The sequence below is a fragment of the Allobosea eneae genome (assembly GCF_042657265.1).
GTDB lineage: Bacteria > Pseudomonadota > Alphaproteobacteria > Rhizobiales > Beijerinckiaceae > Allobosea > Allobosea eneae.
The window spans coordinates 83798-107075 of record NZ_JBHSLW010000018.1 but is presented as its reverse complement, the minus strand read 5'-3'; the positions used below and the strand labels follow the sequence as shown (position 1 = coordinate 107075).

23 protein-coding genes are annotated in these 23278 nt (G+C 67.2%); 10 read left to right on the top strand and 13 right to left on the bottom strand.

Annotation, left to right across the window (positions count from 1 at the left end):
- Positions 1-8: 8 nt before the first annotated feature.
- Positions 9-1103 carry a DMT family transporter gene (locus tag ACFPOB_RS13485; RefSeq protein WP_377798983.1) on the bottom strand — a complete coding sequence of 365 codons (1095 nt, stop codon included), beginning with the start codon at positions 1101-1103 and terminating at the stop codon, positions 9-11.
- A 258-nt stretch (positions 1104-1361) separates the two neighbouring features.
- On the opposite strand from ACFPOB_RS13485, the gene ACFPOB_RS13480 reads away from it, so the two are divergent.
- On the top strand, positions 1362-2456 hold the full coding sequence (locus tag ACFPOB_RS13480) for an AbrB family transcriptional regulator (RefSeq protein WP_377798982.1): 1095 nt from the start codon (positions 1362-1364) through the stop codon (positions 2454-2456).
- 6 nt (positions 2457-2462) lie between these two features.
- On the opposite strand, the gene ACFPOB_RS13475 is transcribed toward ACFPOB_RS13480, so the two are convergent.
- Positions 2463-3341 (bottom strand): WecB/TagA/CpsF family glycosyltransferase, encoded by an 879-nt coding sequence (locus ACFPOB_RS13475; protein ID WP_377798981.1) that lies wholly within the window; start codon positions 3339-3341, stop codon positions 2463-2465.
- A 297-nt stretch (positions 3342-3638) separates the two neighbouring features.
- On the opposite strand from ACFPOB_RS13475, the gene ACFPOB_RS13470 reads away from it, so the two are divergent.
- From ACFPOB_RS13470 to ACFPOB_RS13455, 4 genes are all read left to right on the top strand, one after another.
- Positions 3639-5093 carry an undecaprenyl-phosphate glucose phosphotransferase gene (locus tag ACFPOB_RS13470; protein ID WP_377798980.1) on the top strand — a complete coding sequence of 485 codons (1455 nt, stop codon included), beginning with the start codon at positions 3639-3641 and terminating at the stop codon, positions 5091-5093.
- Between the two features lie 101 nt (positions 5094-5194).
- Complete coding sequence (locus tag ACFPOB_RS13465; protein ID WP_377798979.1) at positions 5195-5941, top strand: SDR family NAD(P)-dependent oxidoreductase; 747 nt, start codon at positions 5195-5197, stop codon at positions 5939-5941.
- Between the two features lie 69 nt (positions 5942-6010).
- Positions 6011-7270, top strand: a complete 1260-nt coding sequence (locus ACFPOB_RS13460; protein WP_377798978.1) for an allantoate amidohydrolase — start codon at positions 6011-6013, stop codon at positions 7268-7270.
- 430 nt (positions 7271-7700) lie between these two features.
- Positions 7701-8132 (top strand): DUF2267 domain-containing protein, encoded by a 432-nt coding sequence (locus ACFPOB_RS13455; protein WP_377798977.1) that lies wholly within the window; start codon positions 7701-7703, stop codon positions 8130-8132.
- Between the two features lie 3 nt (positions 8133-8135).
- Here the strand turns inward: ACFPOB_RS13455 and ACFPOB_RS13450 are convergent, their stop codons facing one another.
- Both ACFPOB_RS13450 and ACFPOB_RS13445 read right to left on the bottom strand, forming a co-directional pair.
- Complete coding sequence (locus ACFPOB_RS13450; protein WP_377798976.1) at positions 8136-8522, bottom strand: SpoIIAA family protein; 387 nt, start codon at positions 8520-8522, stop codon at positions 8136-8138.
- A 56-nt stretch (positions 8523-8578) separates the two neighbouring features.
- Positions 8579-9295, bottom strand: a complete 717-nt coding sequence (locus tag ACFPOB_RS13445; RefSeq protein ID WP_377798975.1) for a hypothetical protein — start codon at positions 9293-9295, stop codon at positions 8579-8581.
- A gap of 469 nt (positions 9296-9764) precedes the next feature.
- Here ACFPOB_RS13445 and ACFPOB_RS13440 point away from each other — a divergent pair, with 469 nt between their 5' ends.
- The 5 genes from ACFPOB_RS13440 to ACFPOB_RS13420 all read left to right on the top strand — a co-directional run bounded on the left by ACFPOB_RS13440 (position 9765) and on the right by ACFPOB_RS13420 (position 12961).
- Positions 9765-10004 carry a hypothetical protein gene (locus ACFPOB_RS13440; RefSeq protein WP_377798974.1) on the top strand — a complete coding sequence of 80 codons (240 nt, stop codon included), beginning with the start codon at positions 9765-9767 and terminating at the stop codon, positions 10002-10004.
- A gap of 10 nt (positions 10005-10014) precedes the next feature.
- On the top strand, positions 10015-10209 hold the full coding sequence (locus ACFPOB_RS13435; RefSeq protein WP_377798973.1) for a hypothetical protein: 195 nt from the start codon (positions 10015-10017) through the stop codon (positions 10207-10209).
- 7 nt (positions 10210-10216) lie between these two features.
- A complete protein-coding gene (locus ACFPOB_RS13430; RefSeq protein ID WP_377798972.1) occupies positions 10217-11326 on the top strand; it encodes a methionine ABC transporter ATP-binding protein in 1110 nt (369 codons plus the stop codon).
- Complete coding sequence (locus tag ACFPOB_RS13425; RefSeq protein ID WP_377798971.1) at positions 11316-11981, top strand: methionine ABC transporter permease; 666 nt, start codon at positions 11316-11318, stop codon at positions 11979-11981. Before ACFPOB_RS13430 ends, ACFPOB_RS13425 begins: the two co-directional genes overlap by 11 nt.
- Before the next feature lie 182 nt (positions 11982-12163).
- Positions 12164-12961 (top strand): MetQ/NlpA family ABC transporter substrate-binding protein, encoded by a 798-nt coding sequence (locus ACFPOB_RS13420; RefSeq protein ID WP_377798970.1) that lies wholly within the window; start codon positions 12164-12166, stop codon positions 12959-12961.
- Positions 12962-13262: 301 nt separating this feature from the next.
- Here ACFPOB_RS13420 and ACFPOB_RS13415 read toward each other — a convergent pair whose 3' ends face one another.
- The 9 genes from ACFPOB_RS13415 to ACFPOB_RS13375 all read right to left on the bottom strand — a co-directional run bounded on the left by ACFPOB_RS13415 (position 13263) and on the right by ACFPOB_RS13375 (position 23133).
- A complete protein-coding gene (locus tag ACFPOB_RS13415; RefSeq protein ID WP_377798969.1) occupies positions 13263-13976 on the bottom strand; it encodes an ABC transporter ATP-binding protein in 714 nt (237 codons plus the stop codon).
- A gap of 163 nt (positions 13977-14139) precedes the next feature.
- Complete coding sequence (locus tag ACFPOB_RS13410; protein WP_377798968.1) at positions 14140-14901, bottom strand: ABC transporter ATP-binding protein; 762 nt, start codon at positions 14899-14901, stop codon at positions 14140-14142.
- Positions 14898-16787: an ABC transporter permease gene (locus ACFPOB_RS13405; protein ID WP_377799068.1), complete on the bottom strand. Its 1890-nt coding sequence runs from the start codon at positions 16785-16787 to the stop codon at positions 14898-14900. The genes ACFPOB_RS13410 and ACFPOB_RS13405 overlap by 4 nt, the downstream gene beginning before the upstream one ends.
- A gap of 110 nt (positions 16788-16897) precedes the next feature.
- Positions 16898-18106: an ABC transporter substrate-binding protein gene (locus ACFPOB_RS13400; RefSeq protein WP_377798967.1), complete on the bottom strand. Its 1209-nt coding sequence runs from the start codon at positions 18104-18106 to the stop codon at positions 16898-16900.
- 221 nt (positions 18107-18327) lie between these two features.
- On the bottom strand, positions 18328-19167 hold the full coding sequence (gene phnX, locus ACFPOB_RS13395; RefSeq protein WP_377798966.1) for a phosphonoacetaldehyde hydrolase: 840 nt from the start codon (positions 19165-19167) through the stop codon (positions 18328-18330).
- Positions 19164-20288 carry a TIGR03364 family FAD-dependent oxidoreductase gene (locus tag ACFPOB_RS13390; protein ID WP_377798965.1) on the bottom strand — a complete coding sequence of 375 codons (1125 nt, stop codon included), beginning with the start codon at positions 20286-20288 and terminating at the stop codon, positions 19164-19166. The genes phnX and ACFPOB_RS13390 overlap by 4 nt, the downstream gene beginning before the upstream one ends.
- Before the next feature lie 132 nt (positions 20289-20420).
- Positions 20421-21176, bottom strand: coding sequence for an SDR family NAD(P)-dependent oxidoreductase (locus tag ACFPOB_RS13385; RefSeq protein ID WP_377798964.1), 756 nt, complete (start codon positions 21174-21176; stop codon positions 20421-20423).
- Positions 21149-22189 carry a ketopantoate reductase family protein gene (locus ACFPOB_RS13380; RefSeq protein ID WP_377798963.1) on the bottom strand — a complete coding sequence of 347 codons (1041 nt, stop codon included), beginning with the start codon at positions 22187-22189 and terminating at the stop codon, positions 21149-21151. The genes ACFPOB_RS13385 and ACFPOB_RS13380 overlap by 28 nt, the downstream gene beginning before the upstream one ends.
- Positions 22186-23133 (bottom strand): isoaspartyl peptidase/L-asparaginase family protein, encoded by a 948-nt coding sequence (locus ACFPOB_RS13375; protein WP_377798962.1) that lies wholly within the window; start codon positions 23131-23133, stop codon positions 22186-22188. The genes ACFPOB_RS13380 and ACFPOB_RS13375 overlap by 4 nt, the downstream gene beginning before the upstream one ends.
- Positions 23134-23278: the final 145 nt, after the last annotated feature.

Here is a 23278-nt window from a genome sequence, read left to right as displayed (position 1 = left end):
GTTGGTCGTCAGGGCGGAGAGGAGAGGTCGGAGCCGGGGTGGCCGCGGGCATTGCGGCGCATGGTGTAGAGCGTCGCGCCGATGACGATGGCGGCGCCGGCCAGCGTCGTCAGCGTCGGCACCTCCGAGAAGAAAACGAAGCCGGTGAAGGCCGCAAGGATCAGGCGGCTGAAATCGAGCGGCGCCAGGGCGGCGGCCTCGCCGACCTGATAAGCCTTGGTGATCAGCCATTGCCCGGCCGTGCCGAACAGGCTGAGCAGCACCAGCCAGAACCATTGCTCAGGCGTAGGCCAGACCCAGAAGGCAAAGGCCGGCCAGGCGAGCACGGCCATCAGGACGAGGCCCTGGTAGATCAGGATCGTCTCGGTGCGCTCGCTGGTGCCGAGGATACGCACGCTGACGGTGATGCCGGCGCCGAACAGCGCCCCGCCGACCGCCATCAGCGCCCAGACGTTCAAGCCCTCGCTCGAGGGGTTGAGCATGATCAGCACGCCGGCGAAGCCGAGGATCGTCGCGATCCAGCGCGCCGCATCGACGCGCTCCTTCAGGATCAGCACCGCTGCGACGGTGACGAACAGCACTTGGCTGAAGCTGATCGCCGTCGCCTGGGCGAGCGGGATGTAGAGCAGGGCGCTGAAGCCGCAGAGCATCGAGGCCAGCGTGGTCAGGCCGCGGAAGATCTGCAGGCCGGGCCGGTCGGTCTTGAAGGCCAATGGCAGGCTGCGGCCAGCGATTATGCAGACTACCGCGCTCATGATGATCTGGCGGATCATCAGCGTCTCGACCAACGGGATCGCCTTGCCCAGATGTTTGAAGGCGCCGACCATCACCGCATAAACCAGCAGCGCCGTGATCATGTAGACGGTGCCGCGCAGGTTCGGGCTCGCGCGGCGCCACCACAGGCGCGCGCGATTGCGGCGCGCGGTGAGCCAACCCTCCCGAGACGGGGCGGACAGGACCGGCGGCAGCGGTCGCTCCGGGGGGAGCGATTCGAGAGGGTCTGCTGGACTGCCGTCTTCGTTCGCGGGCGCAGGCAGCGCTTCAGCGAGGCCGAGGCTTTCGCTGCCGCGACCAGTCGCTTCCGAAAGGCGGTCTTCGCTCATGGCTGCCCCGAGCCGGGCGGACGATGCCGACGGCCTATCAGATATCCTGCAGGATTGGACTGTCGCCGATTTTTCTTCCGTTCGTCAGCGGCTTACGGACATGGCAGGGTTGCTCGTCACGGTTGCCGCCACGTCTCTGCGCTCTGCCGCGATGGCAAGGGCGGCATGCCGACAAAGCCCTGTCATCGCCATGCGAATGGCGTATAGCAGCGCCGTGGCTCTGCCATAGGCATGCGTCCGGGGGAGGTGATCGGGGCAATGCGGGATCTGCTGAGGGATGCGATCGACGGCATCAGCGAATTGTCGCCGCGACGCTTTCCCTGGCGCCGTTTTCTGTTCGCCCTCGCGCTCGGCACCGTAGGCGGCTGGCTCTTTGCCTATTACCGCTTGCCATTGCCCTGGATGCTCGGCTCGATGGTGTTCTGCACCGTGGCCGCAATCGCCCGCTCCCCCGTTGCGGCGCCGCCGGTGATTCGCCCGCCCATGTCGGCGGTAATCGGCGTGATGCTCGGCTCCGGCTTCAAGCCGGAGATCATCGCCCAGATGCCGAACTGGCTGCCGACGATCGGCGGGCTGGTGCTGTTCATGGTCGCCTGCGGCCTGTGCTGCGTCACCTATTTCCGCCGCGTCGCCGGCTATGACCGTATCACCGCCTTCTTTTCAGGGATGCCGGGCGGCCTCGTCGAGATGGTGATCACCGGCGAGGAGAAGGGCGGCGATGCCCGCACCATCGCGCTGATCCACTCAGCTCGCATCCTGCTGGTGGTGATGACGCTGCCCTTCATCGTGCAATGGCTCGAAGGCGTCTCGCTCGGCGTCAACCGCAATCCGGGCCCGTCGATGTTCCAGACGCCGGCCTTGGGTTGGTTCTGGCTGGTCGCCAGCGCGATCGCCGGCGTGATGCTCGCCCATGCGCTGCGCATGCCGGCGAAGCAATTGCTCGGGCCGATGCTGGTCTCGGCGATCGTGCACCTCGTCGGCTTCAGCGATTCCGTGCCGCCCTACGAGATCGTCAACGTCGCCCAGCTCATCCTCGGCGTCACCATCGGCTGCCGCTTCGTCGGCACGCCGCCGCAGGCGATCCTGCGCATCCTGCTGATCTCCGTCGGCTCGACCGTGATCCTGGTGGCGCTGACGCTGGTCTTCGCCTTCGCCGTGGCGCATGTCTCGAGCTACAAGCCGGTGCCGCTGATCCTGGCCTATTCGCCGGGCGGCCTCGCCGAGATGAGCCTGATTGCGCTGGCGCTGCACACCGAGGTCGCCTTCGTCGCGGCCCATCACATCATCCGGGTCTTCCTGGTGATGATCGGCGCCGGCCCGCTCTTCGGCTTCGTTGTCAGAAAGAAGCCGTAAGCGCCCTCAGGCGCTCTGCCTGGCCAGCTTTTGACGCAGCACCCGCATGAGGAAGGCCGGGTTGCCGACGACATAGCGCCGCCAAAGCCGGCGCGGCTCGAGCCAGAGGCGGTAGACCCATTCGACACGCAAGCTACGGAAGGCTTCCGGCGCCCGCGCCACCTCGCCGGCGAGGAAATCGAACAGTGCGCCGATGCCGGCCGCGACCGCGCAATGGCGGGCGTCGATATGATCGGCGATCCATTGTTCCTGCCGCGGATTGCCGAAGGCGACCAGCAGCAGGTCGGGCCGCTCATGCGCAAGCCGGGCGAGCAGGGCCGCCTCCTCGTGCGATCCGAAATAGCCGTGGCTCAGCACCGAGAAGCGATGCTGCGGATGGTCGGCCCGCAGCCGTGCCGCCGCGCGCTCGGCGACGCCCGGCCGGCCGCCGAGCAGCATCACGCGCAGCGGCCGCTTGCGGGTGGCGAGCATGGCCGGCGTGAGGTCGGTGCCGTTGAGATTGGCCGGGAAGGGCGCGCCGTGGAGCAGGCGCGAGGCGATGTCGACGCCGATCCCGTCGGGCAGGACCAAGAACCCGGCGAGACGCTCGCGCAGGCCGGCATCGCCAGCGGCGATGTTGACCAGATTGGCATTGCAATAGGCCAGATGCAGGTGCCCGCCACCGTCGAAAGCATGGTCGATCAGCGCGAGCGCCTCGTCGCGCGTCACTGCCGCGACCGGCACGCCGGCGATGTCGCGGCGCGGCGGTTCGGGAGGGGCGGCCAGGGCCGCCGGTCGCTGCGAGGGTTTGAAGAGAACGACGTTCATCTCGATCGCTGCTGGCGCACGCATCGCCATGCTGACGGCGTAGATCATCGTCTTCGTTGGGTTTCTCGCGAGGGTCAAGCTGAACCCCCTGATAGGATGAACATCGCCTTTCCCTGATCCGATAGCTGGCCTGGCCGCGACAGTCTGCGTCTTGTCTCGCGATGTGTTCCGGAATGGGACATGTCTCGGACATGCTCGGCCTTGATCTGGCCGGATCATGCCGATTCCAGCGCATTTCCTCGAGATTTATCCGTCCGCAGTCACGGCACCGCGCTTGCCATCTCGACCGACGAGGCGGCCGCCGGCGCATCTCCTTGTGCCGATCCGAACCGCCTGTGACCGGCCCCCGACGGTCTTGCAAGCGAGCGCGGTATGATGAGCGTCAACGACCTGAACTATGAAGTCGTTACGGCAGCCGACCAGCGCGCCAATGCGCTGCGGCACTGGATCGGACTGATCACCGCACTGGTCGATGCGGTGACCGTCGCGACCGTGGTCGCCGGCACCTCGATCGCCTATCACTTCGTCGCCTATCGCCATCTCGGCAATGACAAGATCACCGTCGAGCTCGCCTCGATGATCGCCGCGATCTTCGTCTTCACCAATCTGATGCGCGGCCGCTATCGGCTGGAGAATTATCTCTCGACCAAGGGTCAGATCGCCTCGGCCTTCACGGTCTGGAACCTGACGATGATCGCCTTCGTCGCCATCGTCTTCATGGTCAAGATCAACGACCAGTATTCGCGCGCGGTGGTGCTCGCCACCTATGTCGCCGGCGCCCCGCTGATCGCGCTCGCCCGCTCGGCGATCGTGCGGACGATCTCAATGGCCTCGAAGACCGGTCGGATCACCTCCGAGCGGGTCTTCCTGATCGGGCGCGAGAGCGAGGTGATGTCCTTCGTCGCCCGCCACCAGCCCTGGAACATCGGCTTCTCGATCGTCGATGTCGCCTTCCTGCGCAGCAACGACCCACGCCGGATCAATGATCCGCAGGCCGCGCTCGCCGCCGACCTCGCCACCGCCTCGGCCCGCGCCCGCGATCTCAAGCCGGATGCCGTCTTCATCGCTTTGCCCTGGTCTGACCAAGAGACGATCGATGCCTGCATCGATGCCTTCATGAACCTGCCGGTCGCGATCCATCTGACTCCGGAGCGGATCATGGACCGCTTCGACAACCCTCATATCGTGCGGATCGGTTCGCTCGCCTCGCTCAGGCTGACGCGCCCCGCGCTGTCGTTCGGCCAGATCCTGTTCAAGCGTCTCTTCGACATCGTCGCCGCCAGCGCGATCCTCATCGCCAGTCTGCCGGTGCTCCTGCTGATCGCCCTCGCGATCAAGCTCGATTCCAACGGTCCGGTCCTGTTCCTTCAGCGCCGCTACGGCTTCAACCAGGAGCCGTTCCGCATCTTCAAGTTCCGCACCATGACGACGACCGACGATGGCGAGGTGGTCAAGCAGGCGACGCGCAACGATCCTCGCATCACCAGGATCGGCAGCTTCCTGCGGCGCTACAATCTCGACGAATTGCCGCAGCTTCTGAACGTGATCGCCGGGCAGATGTCGCTGGTCGGCCCGCGCCCGCACGCGCTCGCCCATGACCGCGAGTTCCAGCGCAAGATCGCGCTCTATGCCAGGCGCCACAACGTCAAGCCCGGCATCACCGGCTGGGCCCAGGTCAACGGCCTGCGCGGCGAGACCGACACCGACGACAAGATGGCCCGCCGTATCGCCTATGACCACTGGTATATCGACAACTGGTCGTTCTGGCTCGATATCGGCATCTTGCTGCGCACCGCGTTCAGCCCGCGGGCGTTCAAGAATGCGCGCTGAGCGGAAACCTGACGCAACCCTCCCTTGAAGCTATCGCGCCTTTCCGGTTGATGGCTTTCAGCTAGAGTTCGCCGGCCAGCTTCAGGGAGGGGCGTCTTTCAATGAATCAAATCGATTTGAACGGCAGAGTCGCGATCGTCACCGGCGGCGCCCAGGGGATCGGCCGGGCCGTCGCCGAGCGTCTCGCCGCCAGCGGTGCCAAGGTTGCGATCTGGGACCTCGACGGCAAGCTCGCCGATGAGGCGGCCGCCGCGATCGGGCCGGCCGCGAGCGGGCTTTCGATCGATGTGACCGACGCAAAGGCCGTGAACGCCGCCGCCGCCGAGCTGGAGCAGCGCCATGGCAGCGTCGACATCCTCGTCACCAGTGCCGGCATCGCCGGGCCGAACCTGAAGACCTGGGAATACCCGCTCGACGAATGGGCCAGGATCATGCGCCTCAATGTCGACGGCACCCTGCATTGCTGCCAGGCGGTGATTCCCGGCATGATCAAGCGCAATTACGGGCGGCTCGTGCTTGTCGCCTCGATCGCCGGCAAGGAGGGCAACCCCAACGCCTCCGCCTATTCGGCCTCGAAGGCGGCAGTGATCGCGCTGACCAAATCGCTCGGCAAAGAGCTGGCGCAGCAGGATATCGCGGTGAACTGCATCACCCCGGCCGCCGCGCGCACCCGGATATTCGACCAGATGAGCGAGGAGCATATCGGCTACATGCTGGCCAAGATCCCGCGCGGACGCTTCCTGCAGCCCGACGAGGTCGCTTCGATGGTCGCCTTCCTCGCCTCGGCCGAGAACAGCTTCACGACGGGGGCGGTCTTCGATCTCTCGGGCGGGCGCGCGACCTACTGACAGCCAAATCGATCCCACAGCGCTAAAGCGGGCTGGCCACATCCACGGCTGGCCCGCTAGGTTGACCCGATGACCACGACCCTGCCCTCACCCGCCGTCCTCGGCGCCCGCGCCTTCGCTGCCCTCGCCGGCCTCAATCGCTTCAGCGACGAGCCGGGCAAGCTGACCCGGCTCTATCTCTCGCCTTCGCACCGGCAGGGTGCGGAATACGTCAAGGGCGCGATGGAGGTCGCGGGCCTGACCGCCTTCATCGACGCGGCCGGTTCGGTGCAGGGACGGCGCGAGGGCGCGTCCCCAGGCCTGCCGGCGGTGATGATCGGCTCGCATATCGACACGGTCCGCGATGGCGGCCGTTTCGACGGCAATCTCGGCGTCGTCGCCGGCATCCTGGCGGCGCAGGCGATCCGCGACGCCGGCATCACCTTGCCCTTCGCGCTCGAGGTCATCGCCTTCGGCGATGAGGAGACGGTGCGCTTCCCGACCTCGCTCTCGACCTCGGCGGCGCTGACCGGCGGCTATGACCAGGGCTGGCTTACGGCGCGCGATGCCGACGGCGTCGTACTGCGCGATGCCCTCACCGCCTTCGGGGGCGATCCTGCCGGGATCGCCGCGCTCGCCCGCAAGCCGGGTTCGGTTAAGGCCTATCTCGAGGTTCATATCGAGCAGGGACCGGTACTCGAGGCCGAGAACGAGGCGGTCGGCATCGTCACCGCCATCGCGGCGCAGGGCCGCGCGGGCGTGCGCATCACCGGCGAGGCCGGCCATGCCGGCACGGTGCCTATGAAACTGCGCAAGGATGCGCTCGCCGCGGCGGCGGAGATGGCGCTCGCACTGGAGGCTATCGCCCATGAGCATGAGCGCGCGGTCGGTACGGTCGGCGTCTTTCGGCCCGACCCCGGCGCCACCAATGTCGTGCCGGGCGCGGTCGACTTCACCATCGACTTCCGCGCGCCGGAGGGCGCGACCGTCGCCGGCATGGATGCGGAGATCCATCGCCGCTTCGCCGAGATCGCGGCCCGGCGCGGTGTCGGCCTTACGATCACGCCCTATTCGCGCGGCGACGCCGTGCCGATGGACGAGGGCCTGCAGGAGGCGTTCGCCACCGGCATCGCCCGCACCGGCTCGAACCTGACGGCGCGGCGTCTGGCCTCGGGCGCCGGGCACGATGCGATGGAGATGGCCAAGCTCTGCCCCGCCGCCATGCTGTTCGTGCGCTGCGAGAAGGGCATCAGCCATTCGCCGCTGGAGAACATGACCGAGCTCGATGCCGGCATCGCCATCCGCGTCCTGATCGAGACGATCCTGGAACTGGCGCGGCGCGAGGGCTGAGAGCGCGACATTTGCGGGCGAAACCTAGCGCGGACCCGGCGATCCCGGGATAAGGCACTGGCCGGTGCCCCATCCTGCCGAGCATGGCTTGCGCCTTTAAAACTCCCGCGCCCTTCGCCCCTAGGGGGACAGGGAGGCGAAGGGCGCGGCGGCCGCTTCCACCAGCGGTCGTAACGGTCGTCATGGCGGCGGCCAGGGGCCGGGCCCAGGACGCGCCCCCCCCCGGTGATGGCGATAGCCATAGTCGTCGCGATAGCGATGGCGGCGACACCAGCGGTGCTGGCGCTGAATCTCTCGCATCCGATACTCGTGATCGTGGCTGACATCGGTCGCCATGTTTGAAGCACAGTGCTGCGGAACCTTCGCTGAACGGGCCGGTTGGCCGGCGTTCGTTGCGCGCCATGTTTCGCCATTACCCAAGGATGCCGCAATGCCCCTGCCGCCCGACTTCGTCCACGCCTCGCGCGACCTCGAACGCTTCCTCCTCGATGCCCGCGAGCGGCTGAGCCACGCGACCACCCATCAGACGTGGTACTCGGTGCTCGGCGTCTTCGTCACCTTCCGGGCGCGCCTGTCGGTACCGCAGGCTGTCGCTTTCGCGCAGGCGCTGCCGCCGCTCCTCGGCGCGATGTTCCTCTACGAGTGGGACCCGGCGCAGGAGCCGCTGGCCTTCGCACCGCGGGCGGAACTGGCGCGCGAGGCGATGGGATTTCGCATCGAGCACAGCTTTCTGCCGGAGAGCGCGATCGAGGATGTCGCCGCCGCGCTCTGGCGGCATGTCGATCGGCGCGCCTTCGCGCGCATGCTCGACACCCTGCCGCCGGAAGCGCGGGCGTTCTGGGCTTTGCCTGCAGAATCCTGAAGGTCAGGCGTTCGGCCCGCCCTCGATCTCGCTCGCCCAGGCGAGCGCTGCATCGAACTCGCCCGGTTTGAAGCTCCTGACCTGGACGAAGGGCACGAGCGGCCCGGCGATCGCGACCAGCGTCTCGATCCAGCCCTTGTCGGTGACCACGGCCTCGCGCGGAAAGCGCCTGAGCTGCGTCAGCTTGCCGAAGCCGTAGCGCGCATCCTTGAGGCCGGCGCGGAAGGTCATGTCCTCGAAGCCGGTGAGATCGGCGAGGATGCCGAGTTTTTCGTGGCGTTCGAGCTTGCTCTCGATTTCGGCGATCAGCCTGTCGAAATCCGGTTCGGAAAGCGTGCCGGTGATGCGGAAAGCCGCGACATGGTCGGCGGCGGGAAGGATGTCGAGCATGGCGGTCTCCTCGTTGCCAAGGCAACGCGGAAGCCGCCGCCGGGTTCTCGGCCGCTTTATTTCAATGCGATGATCAGCATCAGGAAGACGAGGATGATCAGGACCTGCTTCAGGCTCCAGTTGATCCGCCGAAGCTGTTCGGCGACCGGGTCTTCCGGCTCCTCCGCTTCCTGATCGGGCTGCCCGGACGCAAGAAAGGCCGGGTCGCCAGCCGGGTCCAGCGGGCGCCAGCTGATGCTCTGCACCCGGCCATGCGCCTGTGCCGGGCGGCCATCGGCCTCCGGCGCGAGATGGAAGACCGGTGGCTCTTCGTCGGCATTGCCCTCGCGCAGCCAGAGATTGGTCGTTACGGCGAAGGAGAGATGACCGGCGCGTCCGTCAATGAGGTCCTGTCGCAGCGCTGCGAACAAGGGTTGCGGCACGAAGAGTTCGGCGGCGAGCCGGTCGTCGAGATCGCCCTGTGCCCCGGCGGGCAGGCTCAGCCGCAGCAGCGGCGCGCTCTCCCCGGGGAAGGAGCGGATCGTCAGGGACAGGTCCTGCGCCGGTTCCGGCTGGTCGATCCGGGCGATCCGCGCGCGATCCGGCCGGGCATGGCCCTCGATCCGGGCGGCATCATGCAGCACGCCGTCGCGCCAGTCGTGCCCGGAGACCGCGACGAGCCCATCCGCCATGAAGGCGAGCGGCCGGGCTACGTCCTGCACGAAGGCGCCGGCCACGCCCGGCAGCGTCATCCGCCCGTCCACGATGCTGGCGCTGTTCGTCCTCTCGTTCATCCCATCCCCGCCCTGAGTCGGTGCGGACGATAGCAGGTCGGCCCTTCGAAGCCAGAATGGCATGTTGTTCTACGTCGGGGGAGGAATGGGTCAGGCCGGAAAAGAAAATTTCCTTCTCTGTCCGTTCGACGAAAGGCTCTTCCTGATCGGTGCGTACCTTTAAAAGAACGTTTGGATTGACATGCAGAACGGCTTTTCCTAGATTGCAGATGTCGTCGGGTTACCGATGGCCGCGGAGATTTGAGCGAGCAGCTTGCGCCGCGTCACCAAACGCTAAAGCGCCACGACGTGGTCGTGGGCTCCCCAGCTTGAGGAGATGAACATGACCGGCTCCGTTCTCTGCCCTGTCGAACCGCTCGCCCGTTCGATGATGTGTTGTTGTCGTCGCTGATCCAGCGCTGACGCCGTTCCGCGGCATCAATCCAGACATCACCGTACTCCAGGGCGCCGTAACGCGGCGAAGGTCATCATGTCGTTCCAGTCCCAGGTCATTCCCGGCCCGCCGGCTCGTCAGGCTTATGTCATCGAGATCGGCGAAACCCAGGCGGGTCTCGTCGCCCGTGGCGCCGATGAGCGCTTCTTCACCTTCATCTCGGCATCGGCCGCCTTCGACCGGCTTGAGGGCCAGCGCTTCGCGACGCCGGTTGCGGCCGAACTGGCAGCGCGCCAGCTCGTCCGTTCGCGTCCCGGCCTGCGCTTGGCAGCCTGAGAGCACTTCGGTGACGCTGTTCGAGACGCTGCGCGCTGCATTCGCCGCCTGGTTCGAGCGGGCGGTGCCCGCCGAACCGAGCGAGCCGCGCTGGCTGGAGCGGCCTGTGGCCGAGCTCGGCGCCGAGGAGCGCCACCACTCGATCCGCGAGGTCCCGCTCGAGCAATTGGGCATTGCGCACTGGTCGTGCCACACGCATTTCTGAGGACATGATGAACGCCCCCGTGAAGCCCGGCGCCTTTCGCGTCGAGGACATCCTTCCAGTGCCGCCTGCCGATGCGATCATTCGCTTCGAGGGAGTTGGCAAGATCTTTGTCGGCCGCGACAGCCAGGAGCCGGTGACGGCGCTCGCCGGCATCGACCTTGTCGTGCCGCGCGGCAGCATCGTCGGCGTGATCGGCCGCTCCGGCGCCGGCAAGTCGACGCTGATCCGCCTGGTCAACGGGCTGGAGCGCGCCACCTCCGGCCGCATCCTGATCGAGGGCGAGGACGTCACCAAGCTGACCGAGGCCGGCTGGCGCGAGCGCCGGCGCGCGACCGGCATGGTCTTCCAGCACTTCAACCTGCTCTCCTCGCGCACGGTGTTCGACAATGTCGCGCTGCCGCTGGAGATCGCAGGCGTGCCCAAAGCGAAGATCGAGGCGCAGGTCAGCCGCTTGCTCGATCTGGTCGGGCTTTCCGACAAGCGCGAGCGCTTTCCGGCCGAGCTTTCCGGCGGCCAGAAGCAGCGCGTCGGCATCGCCCGCGCGCTGGCGACCGAGCCGAAGGTGCTGCTCTGCGACGAGGCGACCTCGGCACTCGATCCCGAGACGACCCGCTCGATCCTGGCCCTGCTCAAGCAGGTCAATCGCGAGCTCGGCATCACCATCCTGCTGATCACCCACGAGATTCCGGTGATCAAGGAGATCTGCGACCGCGTCGCGGTGATCGAGGGCGGCCATATCGTCGAGGAGGGCGAGACTTTCGAGGTGATGACCCGGCCGCGCCATCCGACCACGGCGAGCTTCGTCGAGGCGGTGACCGGCGTCGAGGTGCCAGACTATCTCGCCGGCCGTATCCATAGGCAGGCGGTGGCCGGCGACAGCGCCGTGCTGCGCATCGCCTTTACCGGCGAGAACGCGACGACGCCGGTGATCAGCCGCCTCAGCGCCGTGATCGGCGTCGACGTCAACATCCTCGCCGGCCGCATCGATGCGATCGGCGACAAGCCCTTCGGCAGCCTCTTGGTCTCGGTGCCGGCGAGCGAACCCGAGCTCGCCGCTGTGTTCGGCGCGCTGAAATCCCTCGATCTCAAGGCGGAGCTGGTCGGCCATGTCTCCTGAACTCATCCGTCTGATCGTCGAGGCGACCGGCGACACGCTGCTGATGGTCGCGATCGCCGCCGGCCTGGGCACTGCTCTCGGCCTGCCGCTCGGCGTCTTCCTCGCCACCAGCAAGAAGGGCGAGCTCTTCGCCGCGCCTGCGGTCAATGCCGTGCTCGGCGCGCTGGTCAACGCAACGCGCTCGACGCCCTTCATCATCCTCGTCGTCGCGATCATCCCCTTCACCCGGCTGATCGCCGGCACCTCGATCGGGACCTTCGCCGCGACCGTGCCGCTGACCGTCGCAGCGACGCCCTTCATCGCCCGCCTGATCGAGGGGGCGATCCGCGAGGTCGACCAGGGCCTGGTCGAGGCGGCCCGCTCGATGGGCGCGACCCCGCTGCAGATCGTGCGCAAGGTGTTGGTGCCCGAGGCGCTGCCGGCGATCGTGCTCGGCCTGACGCTGGCGCTGGTCAGCCTGCTCGGCTTCTCGGCCATGGTCGGCGCCGTCGGCGGCGGCGGCCTTGGCGATCTCGGCATCCGCTACGGCTATCAGCGCTTCATGCCGGATGTGATGGCGATCGTCGTCGCCGTGCTGATCGTCCTCGTCCAGACCGTGCAGAGCGTCGGCGACCGCCTGTCGCGCCGCCTCAACAAGCGCCTGCGCCACACCTGAACATCGTCTTCCAACCCCGCAGCCCTCATCCTGAGGAGCGATCCGAAAGGATCGCGTCTCGAAGGATGCTCCAGATGTCTCCTGAGCCTCCTGGGCCATCCTTCGAGACGGCCGCTGACGCGACCTCCTCAGGATGAGGGCTGGGGAAACACCAACTCAAGAATCGTAATCAAGGAGCTACCATGTCCAACGCCTTCAGCCGCCGCCTCGCGCTCGGCTTTGCCGCTTCGCTCGTCCTCGCCGCCCCGGCGCTCGCCCAGCAGAACCAGGTCGTCCGCATCGGCGCCTCGCCCGGGCCCCATGCCGAGATCCTCGAGAAGGTGAAACCGATCGCCGCCAAGAACGGGCTCGACCTCAAGATCATCGAGTTCTCCGACTATGTCGTACCGAACCAGGCGCTGGCCGCCGGCGAGCTCGAGGCGAACTCCTTCCAGAACCAGCCCTATCTCGACAACCAGGTGAAGGATCGCGGCTTCAAGCTGGTCAGCGTCGGCCTGACCGTGAACTTCCCGCTCGGCATCTATTCCTCGAAGTACAAGAGCTGGGCCGAGGTGCCGGATGGCGCGACCATCGCGATCCAGAACGACCCGACCAATGGCGGCCGCTCGCTGCTGCTGCTGCAGGACAAGGGCGTGATCAAGCTCAAGGACGGCGTCGGCTTCAAGCCGACCGTCGCCGACATCACCAGCAACCCGAAGAAGCTGAAGATCATCGAGATCGAGGCCGCCCAGACGCCGCGCTCGCTCGCCGACGTCGCTGCCGCCGCGATCAACACCAACTACGCCGTCGACGCCAAGATCGAGCCGACCTCGGCGATCCTCCGCGAGGACCCGAAGGGTCCTTATGTCAACCTGATCGCGGTGCGCGAGGCCGACAAGGACAAGCCTTGGGTCAAGGCGCTGCTCGCGTCCTATCACACCCCCGAGATCAAGGCCTTCGTCGCCGAGCGCTTCAAGGGCTCGGTCCTCGCCGGCTGGTAAGTTCCTCCCCCCAGGCCGTGGTTGCGGCCGGGTACCTGCCCCGGAAGCGAAGCTTCCGGGATTTTTCGTTTCAACCCGTCGTCTTTCCGGGGCAGGCCGAAGGCCTGAGCCCGGAACCCATGAACACCCGCTTTCCGTCATGGTCGGGCTTGTCCCGACCATCCACGTCTTCGTTGGGCGAAGGCCGTGTTCAAGACGTGGATGCTCGCCACAAGGGCGAGCATGACGGACTGGAGCAGCGTCGTGTTCATGGGTTCCGGGTTCGCCGCTACGCGGCGCCCCGGAATGACGATGCGGTTGCTTAAACCGACAGATACTGCGCCCTGACAGCCTCATCCGCCTTGAGCTCGTCCATCGTGCCGGTGAAGCGGATCAGGCCCTTCTCGATGATGGTGGCGCGGTCGGCGACCGAGCCGGCGAAATGCAGGTTCTGCTCGGAGATCAGCACCGAGAGCCCTTCGCTCTTCAGCGCCAGGATGGTCTTGGCCATCTCCTCGACGATGACCGGGGCAAGGCCTTCCGAGGGTTCGTCGAGCAGGACGAGCTTGGGATTGCCCATCAGTGTGCGGGCGATGGTCAGCATCTGCTGCTCCCCGCCCGACATCGCTCCGCCCGGCCGGTCGCGCATGCGCCCGAGATTGGGGAAGAGCTGGAACAGCCGCTCCGGCGTCCAGTGCGGCGCGCCCTCGCGCTTGGGCCGCTGCGCGACCGAGAGGTTCTCCATCACGCTGAGTTCGGAAAAGACGCGCCGTTCCTCCGGCACATAGCCGATGCCGAGGCGGGCGATCTCGAACGGCTCGCGCCCGACGATGGGGTGCCCCTCGAAGGTGACGCGGCCGGCCTGCGGCGGCACCAGCCCCATCACCGCCTTCATCGTGGTCGACTTGCCGGCGCCGTTGCGGCCCATCAGGGCCAGCACCTCGCCGCGCGCCATCGAGAAGCCGACGCCGTGCAGGATATGGGCGCGGCCGTAATAGGCGTTGAGGCCTTCGATCTCGAGCATGGGTTGGGTCATCGCTCGCTTCTCACCGTTCGAAACAAGCTTGGTCGTCCCGGGCGACCGTAGGGAGACCCGGGACCCATTCCGGAACCTCTTTCGGATAAGCTCCGGAATGGATCCCGGATCTCCGCTGCGCTCCGTCCGGGATGACGGCGCAAATGAATGAAAACGATCATTCCTAGTGGCCTCCCGAGGTCGCGCCGGAGCCGAGATAGACCGCGCGCACGGCCGGATCGTTGCGGACCTCCTCGGCCCGGCCCTTGGCGATCAGCTTGCCGCGGTCGAGCACCAGGATCGCGTCGGAATGGGCGAAGACCACGTCCATGTCGTGCTCGGTGAACAGCACGGCGATGCCCCGCTCCCGGGCGATCTCGGCGGTCAGCGCCATCAGCGCGATGCGCTCGCGCGGCGCCATGCCGGCGGTCGGCTCGTCCATCAGCAGGAGTTTTGGCTTGTTGGCGATCGCGACCGCGAGCTCGACCCGCTTCAGATCACCATAGGCGAGGACGCCGCAGGCGCGCTGCGCCTGGTCGAGCATGCCGACCTGCTTCAGGAGCGCGTCCGCCTCGGCGACATGGCGGTCCTTGGCCCGGCCGAACAGCGTCCAGGTCTCGCCGGCATGCGAGATCAGCGCCATCTGCACATTCTCGCGCACGCTCATCGAGGCGAAGGTCGCGGTGATCTGGAAGGTGCGGCCGACGCCGAGCCGCCAGACCTCGCGCGGCTTGAGGCCGGTGATCTTGCGGCCGTCGAAGATCACCTCGCCGCGGTCGGAGGGGAGCTGCCCGTTCAGCATGTTGAAGCAGGTGGTCTTGCCGGCGCCGTTCGGGCCGATCAGCGCCAAGAGCTTGCCGGCATCGACCGAAAAGCTGACATCGTCGACGGCGCGCACGCCGCCGAAGGACTTGCCGAGATTGCGGACTTCCAGGACCGGGCTCATCGGGCGGGCTCCGGCGTGGCGGTGACGGGATGGGCGGGCTCGGCCTCGCGGCGCCGCTCAGTGAAGGCGAGCGCCGTGCCGACGAGGCCGCGCGGGAACAGGATGACGAGCAGGACGATCGAGGCGCCCATGACGAAGCGCCAATACATCGTCGCCTTCATCAACTGCTCCTGCAGGCCCATGAAGGCGAAGGCGCCGACGATCGGGCCCGACACGGTCTGCACGCCGCCGAGCAGCACCATCAGCAGGCCGTCGACCGAGCGCGGGATCGCCAGATAGGTCGGGAAGACCGAGCCCTTGAAGAAGGCGAACAGGGCGCCGGCGATGCCGGCGGCAAAGGCAGCGATAATGAAGGCGATCCACTGGATGCGCATCACCGGCAGGCCGATCGCTTCGGCCCGGAGAGGACTGTCGCGCCCGGCCCGCAAGGCATAGCCGAAGGGCGCGAAGACGACGATGCGCAGGATGAGGATCGCGGCGACGCAGACCGCCAGCGCGAGGTAGTAGTAGACCAGCTTCGGCGCCGCCCAGGCCGCTGGCCAGACACCGAGAATGCCGTTGTCGCCGCCGGTGACGTCGACCCATTGGAAGGCGGTCGCCCAGGAGATCTGGGCGAAGGCGAGCGTCAGCATGGCGAGATAGACGCCCGACAGCCGCACGCAGAACCAGCCGAAGACGAAGCCGGCGATGCCGGCGAGGAAGGGCGCGAAGGCGAGCGCCGGCAGCATCGGCATGCCCAGCCACTTCACCGCCAGCGCCGCGCCATAGGCTCCGAGCCCGAAATAGGCGGCGTGTCCGAAGGAGGCCATGCCGCCGGGGCCCATCATGAAGTGCAGCGACGCCGCGAACAGCGCGAAGATCGAGAGCTCGGTCAGCGTCAGCAGCCAATGGTCGGCGACAATGAAGGGGGCGACCAGCAGCACGATAAGCGCCGCGAGCCCGATCAGCTTGACGTTGGCGCTGGCCGGCAGCAGCAGCGGCTCGACCGGGCCATGGGCATGGGCGCTGCCGACCGGGCGCTTGCCCATCAGCCCGTAGGGCTTGATCACCAGCACGACGGCCATCACCAGGAAGACCAGCACCAGGGTGATCTTCGGGAAGATCAGGATGCCGAAGGCGTGGATGATGCCGATCAGCACCGCGGCGAGATAGGCGCCGGTGACGCTGCCGAGCCCGCCGACGACCACGACGACGAAGGCCTCCGAGATCATCGAGAGGTCCATGTGCAGGTTCACCGCCTCGCGCGGCAGCTGCAGCGCGCCGCCGAGCGCGGCGAGGCCGGCGCCGAAGGCGAAGACCGAGGTGAAGAGCAGGCGCTGGTTGACGCCGAGGGCGCCGACCATCTCGCGGTCCTGCGTCGCGGCGCGCACCAGCGTGCCCCAGCGCGTCTTCTGGAACAGGAACCAGAGCAGGCCAAGCATGATCGGCCCGACCACGATCAGGAAGAGCTCGTAGCTCGGAAAGCGGCTGCCCATCAGCACGACGAAGCTCTTGAAGCCGGGCGCGCGCGGGCCGAGCTTGTCCTCCGGCCCCCAGATGCCGAGGGCGATGTCCTGCACCATCAGCACGAGGCCGAAGGTGGCGAGCAGCTGGAACAGCTCGGGCGCCTGGTAGATCCGGCGCAGGATCACGATCTCGACGAGGGCGCCGAGTGCCGCGACGATGACAGCCGCCAGCAGCACGCCGCCCCAGAAGCCGAGCGCGTCGGCCGGCCCGAAACGGGTGACCAGCGTGAAGGCGAGATAGGCGCCCAGCATGTAGAAGGAGCCATGCGCGAAGTTCACGATCCGCGTCACGCCGAAGATGATCGACAGCCCGCAGGCGACGAGGAAGAGCGACGAGGCCGAGGCCAGGCCGTTGAGCGTCTGCGCGAAGATCAGATCGATCATGCGAGGTTCCGTCGAAACAACCGAAAAAGGGCGCAGTCTTCCTGCGGCCGCAGCGTTCCGCCGCGGCCGGGTCAGCCATAGTCTAGGTCAGGTCGAAGCCTGGTGCTTCAGCCCGCCGGGCGAAGCGTCTTCACCTCTGCATCGGACGGCAGGTATTTCGCGCCGTCGGCATAGCGCCAGTCGACCATCACGCCCTTGCCGTCCTTGACCGCGGTCTTGCCGACATAGGCGCCGAGCGTCGCCTGGTGGTCGGAGGCGCGGAACTCCACCGGGCCGAAGGCCGAGGTGAACTTCAACCCCTTCATGGCGTCGATGAGCTTCTCGTTGTCGGTCGTGCCAGCCTTGGCGATGCCGGCGGCGATGGCATTCATCGTGTCGTAGCCGACGACCGAGCCGAGGCGCGGATAGTCGTTGTACTTCGCCTTGTAGGCATCGCGGAACTTGACGTGATCCGGAGTCTGGATGTCGGCATGCGGATAGCCGGTCACGATCCAGCCGACCGGCGCCTCGGCGCCGAGCGGGTCGAGATATTCAGGCTCGCCGGTCAGCATCGAGACCACCGTCCGACCTTCGAACAGGCCGCGGGTGTTGCCCTGGCGCACGAAGTTCGAGAGGTCGGCGGCGAAGGTGACGTTGAAGATCGCATCGGGCTTGGCGGCTTCGAGCGCCTGCACGGTGGCGCCGGCATCGATGCGCCCGAGCGCCGGGAACTGCTCGGCGACGAACTCGACGTCGGGCTTGGCCTTCTTCAGCAGTTCCTTGAACCACTTCACCGCCGACTGGCCGTATTCGTAGTTCGGCGCCACGGTCGCCCATTTCTTGGCCGGGAGCTTGGCCGCTTCCTCGACCAGCATCGCCGCCTGCATGTAGGTCGACGGCCGCAGGCGGAAGGTGTAGCGATTGCCCTTGGCCCAGACGATCGCGTCCGAAAGCGGCTCTGAGGCGACATAGAGACGCTTGTTCTGCAGGGCGTAGTCGGCGATGGCGAGGCCGACATTGGAGAGGAAGCCGCCCGACAGCAGGTCGACCTTCTCGGCATTGATCAGTTCGCCGGCGAGGCGCACCGAATCCTCGGGCTTGCCGGCATCGTCGCGGAACAGGGTTTCGACCTTGCGGCCGAGCACGCCGCCGGCGGCATTGACCTGCTCCAGCGCCAGCTCCCAGCCCTGGCGATAGGGCTTCAGGAAGGCGGGCTGCGAAGTGTAGCTGTTGATCTCGCCGATCTTGATCGGCGCGCCCTGGGCGCGCAGCAGCGACGGCGTGGTCAGCGCGACGGCGCCGAGCGCAGCTCCGCTGACGAATTGGCGACGGTCCATCTGATGGCTCTCCCGTGACTCGCTGGCCTTACGCATCCACAGCCCCTCGCTGCGCGATTTCCTACCCTAGGCCACTGCAGTGCGCTGCAACAAGCCAGGGCGGAAATTCGTTTGTATGCGTATGAAATTTCGACTGCGTTTCGCAGTTTGTCAATCGTCGAAATACAGGTTCCTTTGCCGCCGGCTTGGGCAGCGCCATGTCAGGGCCGGCCGAGCGGACCTCAGGCGGACTGCTTCGCGCTCTGCCGGGCCGTGAGCGTCGCCTCGATCGCTTCGACCACGCCGACGAGCTCGGCGATGCTGTCGATTACATAGTCGGCCCCGGCCGCGCGTAGCTTCGCCGCCGCCTCGCCGCGCAGCTTCTGCTGTTCGAGCAGCGGCAGCTCGTTCCACTCGGCCAGTGACAGGCCAACGCAATTGCCGGAGACAGCGAGCCCGACGGTCCAGGTTCCGGCGGCGACGCCCTCGGCGATGCCGGGCTCGGTGTCGTCGACCTTGATCACGCTGGAGGGCGGATAGACGCCGAGATCGGCGAAGCAGCGATACATCATCAGCGGGCTCGGGCGGCCTTCGACGAGATCGCCGGCACAGACGAGGTTGTCGGGCTGATAGCCCTGTGCCGCCGCGACCGTTAGCAAACGCTCCATGATCTCGCGGGTATAGCCGGTGGTCGAGCCGATCTTGAGGCCACGTCGGCGCAGGTTCGCGATGCTGTCTGCGGCGCCGGGGATGAGGTCGGCATAGTCGGTGACGACGGCGGCATTGAGCGGCACGAACTCAGCATAGACCGCGTCGATCGCCGCTTCGCCCGGCATCTCGCCATGGGCAGCGCGCCAGGCCTCGGCGATCGCCGGCTCGGCCAGCAGCGCCGCGATATGGGCGCGCTTGGGCAGGCCCATGGGCCCGCGCGCCTGCGCGATCGTAATGGTGACGCCGAAGCGGGCGAAGACCTCGACGAAGGCGCCCATCGGCGCGCGCGAGCCAAAATCGACGACCGTGCCGGCCCAATCGAGCACCACCGCCTTGACGGTCTGGAAGGGAAGCAAGGACAGCGCGCTCATCCGAACATCTCCGCAATGGTTTCCTCGCCGATGGCGAAGGAGGTGGACGCTCCCGTCCCTGAGGTGACGATGACCAGCCCGACGCGGTCAGCGACCCATTCGCGCAGCATCGCCCGGTCGGGCAGGCTGGCATAAGTGCCGAGCCAGCGCGTCTCGACCAGCGGGCGGGCGCCGAACACGGCCTCGTATTCATCGAGGATCAAGTCATCGACCTTCGTGTCGCCGAACGGATCGGGCGTTGCGGCATAGTGATGGGAATCGCCGACGACGCGGGTGCCGTCGGCCGAGGCGACCGTGATCAGATGGATACCGTTGGCGAGCTGCTCGGGCTGCTCGCGCTCGAGACGGGCGCGCAGGGCAGCCGCCTCCGGCAGTTCCGCATAGCCGAGATAGCGCACCAGCGAGAGGTCGGACATCACCGCGCAAGGCAGATCTGGCCCGGTGGAGGCGGTGCGAACCCGCAGCATCTGCAGTTTGCAGCGCGTCAGCGCGGGATAGGCGGCCTTGAGCGCGTCGGCATAAAGACCGGTGAAATCATCGCCCGGGCAGATGATCGCAGCGTCCGCTCGCAGGACCCCGTTCGAGGTCTCGATCACCGGCAAGGCCACGCCGCGCACAGTCGTCTTGCGCAGGATGGTGACGCCCCAATCGCGTTCGAGATGCGCGGCGAGCAGCGGGATCGCCTCGCGCGATTCGACGCGCAGATCATGCGGGCTCCACAGCGCCGCCTGCTGGCCGGCGAGGAAGGGGAAGCGCTCGCCGAGCGCATTGCCGATCACCAGCTCGCAGCCTTCGCCCATCTCGGTCCTGAGGAAGGCTTCGAGCACGGCGGTCGCTTCCGGCCGGCGCGAGGTCGTGCAGAGCCCGGCATGGGCGATGGCTATGCCGGCTTTGGGCGCAATCTCGGCCCAGACATCGCGCGAGCGCTTCGCCCGCCGCCAGGTCTCGCCGGCCTGCTGGCCGGTCACAGTGATGAAGCCGAAATTGCGGATCGAGGCGCCGTTCGCCTGCGCATCGCGGTCGATCACCACCACCTTCAGCCCGCGCCGCGCCGCTGCGAGCGCATGGGCGAGGCCGACGATGCCGGCGCCGACGATGGCGAGATCGAAACTGCGCTCCACGAACTTTCCTCCCGGCGCATTTTGATTCGCGCCATGCCAATCGGGGCCGCTTAAGGCCTCCGCAATGCAGAACTGTGACGAAGCACGGTTCGCAGCCGGCTCAATGCACGCAATGCGCGCATTTAGCGGAGGTCAGGAGCGGCCGCCGTCGACCGAGAGGATCTGGCCGGTGATCCAGCCCGCCTGCTCGGAGAGGAAGAACAGGCTGGCATGGGCGATATCCTGAGGTGTGCCGAGCCGGCGAGTATGGATGCCCTCGATCAATCGCTTCTGGCCGTCCGGACCATAGGATTCCCATTGCCGCTCGGTCGCCGGGTTGGAGCGGACGAAGCCGGGCGCGACCGAGTTGACGGTGACGCCGTGCGGGCCGAACTCCCAGGCGAGCTGCCTGGTCAAACCGACCAGCGCGTGCTTGGCGCTGGCATAGGCCTGGATGCCGGTGAGGCTCGGCCGCAGGCCGGCGCCGGAGGAGATGTTGACGATGCGGCCATATCCGGCCTGCTTCATCGCCGGTGCGGCCGCCTGCGACAGGAAGAAGGCGGCATCGACATTGGCGGCGAAGACGGCGCGCCAGTCGCTCTCGGAAATCTCCTCGATCGGCCGGCCGACCTGGCCACGCACGCCGCCCGCTGCGTTGACCAGGAGGTCGAGCCGACCCTCGGCTTTCAGGATCGTGCCGACCAGTTCCTGTGCGGTTTCCGGGCTGCCGAGATCGGCGACATGCGCGCTTGCACCGAGCGCCTTGGCGCTCGCGGTGACGCCGTCCGCATCGAGATCGGCGAGATGAACCCTCGCTCCGGCGTCGACGAGCGCGGCGGCGATGGCGCGGCCGATCCCTTGTGCGGCGCCGGTGACGAGGGCTACGCGGCCGTCGAAGCGGATTTGCATTGCTCGATCAATACCTTCAGTGTCTCGAACGACATCGGGCGGCGGCCCTCCTCGATATCCTGAATCAGGGCGACCAGCAGCTCGAGTGCCGGCGTGGCGACACCGACCTCGCGGCCGAGCCTCGAGATGATGCCGATCTGCGGCTGACCCTCGGTCTTGCGCTTGCGCACGGCAAGATCGCGCCAAATGCCGGAATGGGTTTTTGCTGTCTTCGAGGTATAGTCGGCGAGCCAGCGAATAGTCTCGACCTGCGGACCCTCCGGAGCACCCGGCGCGAACACGGCGGGGTCGAACGCACCGAAGCCGAGCGAGGTGACGCCGCGTGCCGCCGCGACCGCGCCGACCTCGCGCCCCAGTGTCAGCCAGACCGGCAGGCGCTGCGGGTCGGCGAAATTCGCCGACATCGAATCGTTGGTCAGAGCGGTGCCGAACAGCATCGCGCCATAGGCGAGCTTGCCCCAGAGATAGCCGTAGATGTTGTCGGTCAGGACCGCGTCCGGCTCGAAGATCGCGAGGAGACGGTGCATCTCCCTTACGCGCTCGCTCATCGCCCCATTGAGCTCGCCGACGACCACGGCGCCGCGATTGCCGTAGAGAATTTCGCCCGGCCCGTGCCAGTCGGCGCCGAAATTGACGAAGCAGCCCATCGTCCGCGCTTCACCGACCGTCTTGGCGATGGTGATCTCGTTGAGCCCGTTCTGGGCCGAGAGCACGAAGCCATCGGAAACGAGATGCGGCGTCAGCGCGGCCAACGCGGCTTCGGTCGCGCCGGCCTTCACGGCCAGCACGATGCGTGAGTAGGTGCCGGTCAGCTCCTGCGGCGTCACCGCCGGTACGACCTGACGGAACTCCTCGACCGGTCCGGTGATCGATAGGCCCGTGGTCCGGCAGGCCTCGACATGCTCAGGCACGATGTCGACCAGCAGCACCGGCACCCCGGCGCGCGCCCAATAGGCGCCGAGCGTGCCGCCGATCGCGCCGGCGCCCCAGATCAGGATGGGTTCGCCGCTCATGCCTGCCCCATCACCTCGACATCGGCATGGGTTCCGACATGGACGAGCCCGTCCGGCGTCACCCAGCCCCGATACATGCCATCGGTATTGTAGGGCGCGACGATCGCGCCGTCGGCCCCAACGGCGACGAGCCCGGCGCCGATCTTGTGCGTGCTCAGCTCGGCGATGGCGCGGTCGGATGCATCTTTCAGCGAGAGGCCGGCATAGCCGATCAGCGATGCGATCTCATGGCCGACGCAGTAGCGGATGAAGAACTCGCCCTTGCCGGTGCCCGAGACCGCGCAGCGGCCGTCGCGGGCATAGGTGCCGGCGCCGATGATCGGGGAATCGCCGACACGGCCGGGCGGCTTGTTGGTGTAGCCGCCGGTCGAGGTCGCCGCCGCCAGATGGCCGTGGGAATCGAGCGCAACCGCGCCGACCGTGCCGTGCTTCTCGGCCTCGCTCGCCTCATCGGCCGTGCCGACGAGCTCGCGGATCTTCATCGAGGCGAGGTTCTTGCGTCGTCGCTCGGTCGAGAAATACTCGTTCTCGACGATATCGAGCCCCTCGCTCTGGGCGAAGGCGTCGCCTGCGGGGCCGGTCAGCAAGAGCGGGTCGCCGCGATGCATCAGCGCCTTGGCGGCGCTGACCGGGTTGCGGATGTGCTTGACCGCGCAGAGCGCCCCGGCGGCCAATGTCGCGCCGTCCATGATCGAGGCGTCGAGCTCGTGCTCGCCATCGGCATTGAGGGCGGCGCCGTGGCCGGCGTTGAAATGAACGGAATCCTCCATCACCAACACGGCGGCCTCGACTGCATCGACAGCGCTGCCACCCTTGGCGAGGATCGCCCAGCCGGCCCGCAGCGACTTGGCGAGATGGGCCTTGGCGTCGGCCCATTCGGCGTCGGACATCTCGGCCTTGGGCAAGGTGCCGCAGCCGCCGTGGATGGCGAGGGCGATGGTCATGACTGTCATCCTGGCTTCACTTAGGCTGTCGCGAAGGTGCACCGCGCCGTCATGGTCGGGCCTGTCCCGACCATCCACGTCTTCGTCTTGCGCAGCCCGATGTTCAAGACATGGATGCTCGCCCGAAGGGCGAGCATGACGGCCT